This is a genomic window from Streptomyces sp. NPDC088554 (assembly GCF_044752945.1).
In the GTDB taxonomy this organism is placed as follows: Bacteria; Actinomycetota; Actinomycetes; order Streptomycetales; family Streptomycetaceae; genus Streptomyces.
The window spans coordinates 1-6,944 of the sequence record NZ_JBIVMF010000072.1; the positions used below are offsets into that span (position 1 = coordinate 1).

The following is a 6,944-nucleotide window of genomic DNA, read 5'->3' on the forward strand; positions in this document are numbered from 1 at the left end:
GACCGGACCAGCTACAAAGCCACCACCCGCATCGAAATCCTCGCGCCCGCAGGCCCTTGACAACCCAACCCAACCCGCAAACTTCACGGCCTTGGGACTAGCCGAGCGCCTGCTTGAGGTCGGCGAGCAGGTCGTCGACCGACTCGATCCCCACCGACAGCCTGATCAGGTCCGCGGGCACCTCCAGCGGTGAGCCCGCCGCCGAGGCGTGCGTCATCCGGCCGGGGTGCTCGATCAGGGACTCGACGCCGCCCAGGGACTCGCCCAGGGTGAAGATCTTCGTACGGTCGCAGACCTCGACCGCCGCCTCCTCGCCGTCCGTGACCTGGAAGGAGATCATTCCGCCGAACGCCTTCATTTGCTTGGCGGCGACCTGGTGGCCCGGGTGGTCGGGCAGCCCCGGGTAGAGGACCTTGGAGACGCGCGGGTGCTGGGTGAGCATCTCGGCGATCCGGGTGGCGTTCTCGCTGTGCCGGTCCATACGGACGGCGAGCGTCTTGATCCCGCGCAGCACCAGCCACGCGTCGAACGGTCCGGCGATCGCGCCCATCGCGTTCTGGTGGTACGCGAGTTCCTCGGCCAGCTCCAGGTCGTCGACGACCAGCGCGCCGCCCACGACGTCGGAGTGCCCGCCCATGTACTTCGTCGTCGAGTGGACGACGACATCCGCGCCGAGCGCCAACGGCTGCTGGAGGTACGGGCTGGCGAAGGTGTTGTCGACGACCAGCTTCACCCCGGCCGTCCGCGCGATCCCGGCGAGACCTGCAATGTCGGTGATGCCCAGGAGCGGGTTGGAGGGGGTCTCGACCCAGATCGCCTTCGTACGGGGCGTGAGGGCGGCCCGTACCGCCGCCGGGTCGGAGGTGTCCGCGACCGAGAAGTCGATGTTCCAGCGGGAGAAGACCTTCGCGAAGAGCCGGAAGGTGCCGCCGTAGGCGTCGTTGGGGATCACGACATGGTCGCCGGGGGCCAGCAGCGTGCGCAGCAGGCAGTCCTCCGCCGCGAGACCCGAAGCGAAGGCGAGCCCGCGCCGGCCGCCCTCCAGGGCCGCGAGGTTCTCCTCCAGGGCGGTACGGGTGGGGTTGGCGCTGCGGCTGTACTCGTAACCGCCGCGCAGTCCGCCCACGCCGTCCTGCTTGTAGGTGGAGACCTGGTAGATCGGGGGGACGACCGCGCCGGTGAGGGGGTCCGCGGTGTTGCCCGCGTGGATGGCGAGAGTCTCGAAGTGGTGCCGCTCGCCGGACTGCTCGCTGAAGTGCTGGTGGCTCATGGGTACCGAGCGTAGCGCCGGAACGGACCAGTCCGTATCGGCACGGGTTCGGACCGGCACGGACCGTGTCCGCGGTCGGCCTGATTTCCTCCGGGTTCCCCCGGGTTCCCCGCTCCCTGCGGAACCGTTTCTCCACAGGCTTATGTCGGTCTCTCCCCGTGTCCGGGACAATGGGCGCATGGAGATTCTCTGGTTCCTGATCGCGATGGCCATGCTGGCCGCGGTCATCGTCCCGATCGCCCGACGCCGCGCGGGCGGTATCCGCCAGGTCGCGCCCGGATCGCCCGACGCCGCCGACCCCGCCGCGTACGGATTCGTGCGCCAGGAGGAGCTGGACATACGGCTGCCGGGCCCCGATCAGGATCTCCTCGACGTACTCGACGTGGTCCAGCGCACCCAGGAGTGGCGGGCCGCCGCGCAGCTGCTGGCGGGCACCCCCAAGGAGGGCGAGGTGCGCTGGCAGCGCGTGCAGGCGTTCGCCGGGGCCGCGTCGCTGGAGCTTCAGCAGAAGCCCGGGGTAGGGGGATCCTGGCTCCATGCCTGGCGGGCCGAGGCGCCGAAGGACCCGGGCGGGGCGGCGGTGCACGCGGAATTCCTCGTCCAGCAGGCGTGGCGGTCCTCGGCAGCCGGGACCGACGACTTCCGGATCATCCTGGAGGAGGCCCGTACGGTCTGCGCCCAGGCGGGCCTGTTCGCGCCGGGCGACCCCGTGCCGTACATCACCGAGCTGGCGGTGGCACGTGGCCTCGGTTATTCGCACGAGCAGTTCGACCAGCTCTGGGCGAAGATCATCGACCGCGCTCCGGCGCATATGGGCGCGCATCTGGCCGCACTGCACTACTGGTGCGAGAAGTGGCACGGCTCGCGCGAGGAGGCGGACCGGTTCGCCACCTCGGCCGCCGCCCGCGCGCCCCAGGGGTCGCTCCTGTCTGCGCTGCCCCTGTTCGCGGTGTACGAGCATCTGCCCGAGATCAATCTCGTGCGCGGGTTCTACGAGAGCGCCGTGGTGTCCAAGGCCATCGAGGGCGCCCTCTACGCGGTCCAGTCCGCCCGGCCCGACGACCCGATGCTGGTCCATGTGCGGCATCTGCTGGTGTTCTTCCTCGTCCGGTCCGAACGCTGGTCGGAGGCGATGCACCAGTTGGTACGGATCGACGGCCACGTGGGCGCGCTGCCCTGGACACTGGAGGGGGACCCGGCGGCGCAGTACGCGGTGTACCGGGCGCTGGCGGTGGCGGGGTACGAGTCGAACGGCGGCAGCCCGGCGACGCTCCCGCGCTGAGCGGGCGCGGCCGTCGGCCGCCCGGGGCTCGGAGGCCGGGCCCCGGCCTCCGAGCCGGAATGTCAGACCCCGGCGTTACGTTGTTCGGGCAGGATCCGACCCAAGGAGAGCCACCCATGTTCCTGACGAACCGCACTCCTCAGCTGCCCACACCCCAAGAGGCCCTCCGCGGCCGCCCGGAGCCCGAATTCCAGCTCCCCGCCCGCCATACGGTCCTGGGCAACCCCCTCCAGGGTCCGTACCCCGAGGGGCTGGAGACCGCCGACTTCGGCCTGGGCTGCTTCTGGGGCGCGGAGCGCAAGTTCTGGCAGCGCGAAGGCGTCTGGACCACCCTCGTCGGCTACCAGGGCGGCACCACCCCGAACCCGACGTACGAGGAGGTCTGCTCGGGGCTGACGGGGCACACGGAGGCGGTCCGGGTCGTCTTCGATCCCGCGGTCGTCTCGTACGCCGAGCTGCTGAAGCTGTTCTGGGAGTCCCACAACCCCACCCAGGGCTTCCGCCAGGGCAACGACGTCGGCACCCAGTACCGCTCCGCGGTCTACACCCACTCCCCCGCCCAGTCCGACACCGCGACCGCCTCCCGCGACGCCTACCAGCAGGTGCTGACCAGGTCCGGCTACAAGACGATCACCACGGAGATACTCCCCGCCGAGGGCCGCGCCTTCTACCCGGCGGAGGGCTACCACCAGCAGTACCTGGACAAGAACCCCGACGGCTACTGCGGAATAGGCGGGACGGGCGTCGCTCTGGACTCCCCGTCCGAGACCAACTGGGGGCGCGCCTGCCCCACGGGGATCGCCCCGGCCGAGTGACCACCAGGGGCCGGGGATCCAGGCTTGCGCTCCGCGCCGGGGGCTCACCACCGGGCGCCCTCAACGGGCCCCGGGCACGAAAAACCGCCACTTAGTACGGTAAAGAGGGGTACACGGCGACCATGTGCGGAATGGTCAGATCATGAAGGGGATCACAACGGGGGCGGCAACCACAGCTGCCGCAACAGCTCTTCTCGCCAGCAGCCTGACTACACCCGCCCATGCCACACCGGTTTGGGACAAGACCGTCACGTGCAAGCAGAAAGACTGGGACGACCGGGTGATCCACACCCGCGTCGGCAACAGCAAGCTCGGCTGGAATCACTTCTCCGGCCCGCACAACATCAAGAAATGCAAGATCGTCAATGGCGCTATCGACGGTAAGCCCGACAAGAAGAACGGCGCCCGCCTTGAGTACTGGGCCTACGCCTGGAACGGCAGCAGCCGCATGCAAGTCATCGTGATCGTCCAGTACACCCGCAAGACCGCAGACGGAGACTACAACGCCGGCTCAGGCCAGAAGATCGGTGTCATCACCGCCTAATGCAAAGGCGTGAACAGGTGCCCGAACTGGCTTAATCAGTGACATTGTTTGACGCGTGACTCTCGCGTACGGCGACATCGCGGAGCAGCAGGCGGACATCACACGCCTGCTGCTCCACCACATCCAGGCCCCTCTGCCCAACGCCCGTTTCATCCGGGGCGTCCTGCCCTCGCCTCCCCCCATTGCGGCTGTCCGCATCGTCACTGGCCCTCAACGCACGAGCACTCCCGATGATGTGACGGCCTGGGAGATCCCTCTGATTACTGTCGACGATCCGGAGGAACCAGCTGGCCCGAATGACATCCTCGGCATCGTGCGCGCCCTGAACACCGGCACTCAGATCTTCTCCAGCAGCCGCGTCGACACAGTGATGGGCATGCCCCTGGTCCATGTGGATCCGGCGCAGATCGCCCCCGTCGGGCCCGGGGCCTATGACAACGCCTTCACCATTCTGCGCACCCTTACCTACCCCTGGACCGAAGAACAACCCGACCCACGGCTAAGGGGTTTCCTCCTCCGGAGCCCCGACCGGATGCGCCTGTATGTCGACCACGAAGAAGACACCGAAGTGATTGCCGTCGACGTACGCCCGTCCGGCGCCCTGACCGCTCTCCTCGCAGCCCTTCCCTCCCTGATCGAGGAGGCGGAACGGACCGTCCCGGGCGACATCGACGACCCGCACTGCCGCCGCTTGATCAATCTCACCGATTGGTGACCGCCCCGAACAGAGCGCCTACCGGCCCGCCTTCACACTGGTCAGCCAGGTGTCCATGCCCGTACGGGAGAACAGCAGTACCCCCGCGCCGGGGTCCTTGCTGTCCCGGATCGCCACGTGGCCGTCCGGGAGGACGGCGATTTCGAGGCAGTCACCACCGCCGCCGTTGCTGCCGCCGGAGTAGCTGCTCTTACGCCACTGCGTGTACGTCGCCAGGTGCGCCTGCGGCATCTGCCCGCCCTCCCGCCCTATCTCATTCCAACAAGTTCATCGCTGCGGTAATTACGTCCAGGGAGTCGTCACATGGGAGCGCCAACTCTGTGAGGATGCCGAAACGTAGTGTCCAAGCTCGAACTCGGTCGCGATCCTCGACATAGACCATACCCGCCGGTCCCTCGGTGTAGCCGATGTCCGGAATGGGGTCAGGAAGGGTCAAGATGGCGAACGGGCCCTCCAGCCCGGGGCTTCCACCTGCTTCGCGGGGGAGGATCTGAAGTGTCACATTGGGGTAGTCCGCTGTATCGAGCAGCTTCCGCAACTGACCACGCATGATCTCCGGTGTCCCGATGACCCGTTCCAGGACAGCTTGATCAATGATGAAGTGGGCGAGTGTTGCGGCTCCTTGAGCAGCACATGCTGCCGGATCATTCGGGCGGCCACCCTGCGCTCCAGCTCTTCCGGACGGCACGCACCCGGCGACACGGCGTTCATGAGCGCACGGGCGTAGTCCGGGGTCTGCAACAACCCGTGCAGGAACTGCGGCTGGAAGTCGCGGAGCCCGACCAGGCCACTTTCGATGCTGAGCAGCGGCTTGACCGCCTTGGGTAGTTCGTCGTCGAACCCGACCCACCACCCCCACTCCGAGGACATGGCCGACAACCGCACCAGGCTGTCGCGGAGTTCGGCATCGGTGACACCGTACGCGTCCAGCAACTGCTCGGCCTCGCGCGGCTTGACCCGGTGCACACGAGTCTCGATACGCGAGAGCTTCGCGGCGGACCAGCGGCCGGTGCCCTTCTTGAGTTCGGTGACCGCTTGTTCCTGGGTGAGCGCCGCTTTCTCCCGCAGCCCCTTCAGGGAGTCCGCGAGCTGCCAGCGCCGCACCACGGACGACCCACCGAACCGCTCCTGCGTCATAACCACTCCCTGTCCACGACCGCCACGAGGTGACCCATTCGAGCGAAAAATGGAAGACCCACTTTTTTCGCAACACCCATGCCGCCATAGCGTCACGTATCGCAGTGCAGAGATCACTCACAGTTGGAGCCATCGCGACCCTCGAACCCCTCGACCCCGCCCTCACCTCAAGCGAACTCGCCACCCTCACCGACGAATTGGTGTTCGCCACCGCGCCCCGCCTCTTCGCCATCGTCCAGTCGTACGAGCCCGGCGACAGCGACCCCGATGGGCCCGACGCTCGGGTTGCCGCCTGGGGGATGGCGTTCGAGGACGGGGCCGAGGTCGTCCGGGTGGACAGTGGGGGCGGATGAGTGTGCGGTCGTTGGAGTGGGTGGTGCGGATGTTCGGGGCGGGGCGGGACATCAGTGCCCGGGTGGTGTGGGTGTCCCCGGAGGCGGAGGCGGAGCCGGAAGCTGATTCCAGTGTTGCCGCCTAATGAGGTCGCCGTAGTATCCGCCGCAGAAACAACGGATATTGCTGCGATGGATTCTGAGCTGTTGTGATGTGTCCGGGTGACCTCCGCCCCGGCTATCGGCGTCTCAGCGCCCACCGGCCACTCGTAGCTGGCGGTATCAGCAGCCTTTGCGCCGTGTCTTGAGGCACGGCCGGGTCGTTCACCATGCAATGCGGTAAGCCGTCGATACGACAGGTCCCGGCCGCATGCGAGTGGTCGTGGTGGGGGGTACTCGGTGGCGACCCGTGTGTTCGCGGACGACGAGCTGATGCGGCTGCGCGGCTTTCCGGAGATCAACAAGGAGGGGCTGATCCGGTTCTTCCGCTGACGCCGGCGGACGTGGGGTTTATCGATCCGGGCCGCGGCCGTAGTTCGAAAGACAGGCTGGGGCTGGCGGTCCAGTTTATGCACCCTGTCCTGGCTGGGGTTCGTCCCGGATGATGTTGCCTCCGCGCCCCCGGCGGCGGTTGCCCGGCTGTCTGAGCAACTGCGGTTTCCCGTGGGTGAGCTGCGGTTCTACGGCGAGCGGAAGCGGACCCGTACTGGGCATCTGCGTGAGGTGATGCGGTACCTGAACTGGAAGCCAGCTAAGCCTCGATCCACCGACGTGATGCCTGTGGATAACTTTCAGGAGAACGAGGAAGTGCCTTGTGACCTGCGATGATGGGAGTTCTTCAGGCTTCCG

At 67.5% G+C, this 6,944-nt stretch carries 10 protein-coding genes; 6 read left to right on the forward strand and 4 right to left on the reverse strand.

All coding sequences use genetic code 11. The features are described from left to right. Positions 1-97 precede the first annotated feature (97 nt). Complete coding sequence (locus tag ACIP8W_RS31635) at positions 98-1,270, reverse strand: cystathionine gamma-synthase (protein WP_401956185.1); 1,173 nt, start codon at positions 1,268-1,270, stop codon at positions 98-100. 178 nt (positions 1,271-1,448) lie between these two features. On the opposite strand from ACIP8W_RS31635, the gene ACIP8W_RS31640 reads away from it, so the two are divergent. The 4 genes from ACIP8W_RS31640 (at position 1,449) to ACIP8W_RS31655 (ending at position 4,626) form a co-directional block, all read left to right on the forward strand. Next, complete coding sequence (locus ACIP8W_RS31640; protein WP_401956184.1) at positions 1,449-2,552, forward strand: hypothetical protein; 1,104 nt, start codon at positions 1,449-1,451, stop codon at positions 2,550-2,552. 116 nt (positions 2,553-2,668) lie between these two features. Then, positions 2,669-3,367 carry a peptide-methionine (S)-S-oxide reductase MsrA gene (gene msrA / locus ACIP8W_RS31645; protein WP_401956183.1) on the forward strand — a complete coding sequence of 233 codons (699 nt, stop codon included), beginning with the start codon at positions 2,669-2,671 and terminating at the stop codon, positions 3,365-3,367. 142 nt (positions 3,368-3,509) lie between these two features. Then, positions 3,510-3,911 carry a hypothetical protein gene (locus ACIP8W_RS31650; protein WP_402205834.1) on the forward strand — a complete coding sequence of 134 codons (402 nt, stop codon included), beginning with the start codon at positions 3,510-3,512 and terminating at the stop codon, positions 3,909-3,911. A gap of 55 nt (positions 3,912-3,966) precedes the next feature. Further along, on the forward strand, positions 3,967-4,626 hold the full coding sequence (locus ACIP8W_RS31655; protein WP_402205836.1) for a hypothetical protein: 660 nt from the start codon (positions 3,967-3,969) through the stop codon (positions 4,624-4,626). Between the two features lie 18 nt (positions 4,627-4,644). Here the strand turns inward: ACIP8W_RS31655 and ACIP8W_RS31660 are convergent, their stop codons facing one another. The 3 genes from ACIP8W_RS31660 to ACIP8W_RS31670 are packed head-to-tail and all read right to left on the reverse strand — an operon-like array spanning position 4,645 to position 5,763. Next, positions 4,645-4,857 (reverse strand): DUF397 domain-containing protein, encoded by a 213-nt coding sequence (locus ACIP8W_RS31660; protein ID WP_402151051.1) that lies wholly within the window; start codon positions 4,855-4,857, stop codon positions 4,645-4,647. A gap of 22 nt (positions 4,858-4,879) precedes the next feature. Further along, the gene (locus ACIP8W_RS31665; protein WP_402205838.1) at positions 4,880-5,176 is read right to left on the reverse strand and encodes a Scr1 family TA system antitoxin-like transcriptional regulator; all 297 of its coding nucleotides are present in this window, start codon (positions 5,174-5,176) and stop codon (positions 4,880-4,882) included. After that, the gene (locus ACIP8W_RS31670) at positions 5,125-5,763 is read right to left on the reverse strand and encodes a Scr1 family TA system antitoxin-like transcriptional regulator (protein ID WP_402205840.1); all 639 of its coding nucleotides are present in this window, start codon (positions 5,761-5,763) and stop codon (positions 5,125-5,127) included. Before ACIP8W_RS31670 ends, ACIP8W_RS31665 begins: the two co-directional genes overlap by 52 nt. Before the next feature lie 104 nt (positions 5,764-5,867). Between ACIP8W_RS31670 and ACIP8W_RS31675 the strand changes: the two genes are divergently transcribed. Both ACIP8W_RS31675 and ACIP8W_RS31680 read left to right on the forward strand, forming a co-directional pair. Then, positions 5,868-6,116 (forward strand): hypothetical protein, encoded by a 249-nt coding sequence (locus ACIP8W_RS31675; RefSeq protein ID WP_402205841.1) that lies wholly within the window; start codon positions 5,868-5,870, stop codon positions 6,114-6,116. Between the two features lie 555 nt (positions 6,117-6,671). Next, positions 6,672-6,923, forward strand: coding sequence for a DUF4158 domain-containing protein (locus ACIP8W_RS31680; RefSeq protein ID WP_402205843.1), 252 nt, complete (start codon positions 6,672-6,674; stop codon positions 6,921-6,923). Positions 6,924-6,944 lie beyond the last annotated feature (21 nt).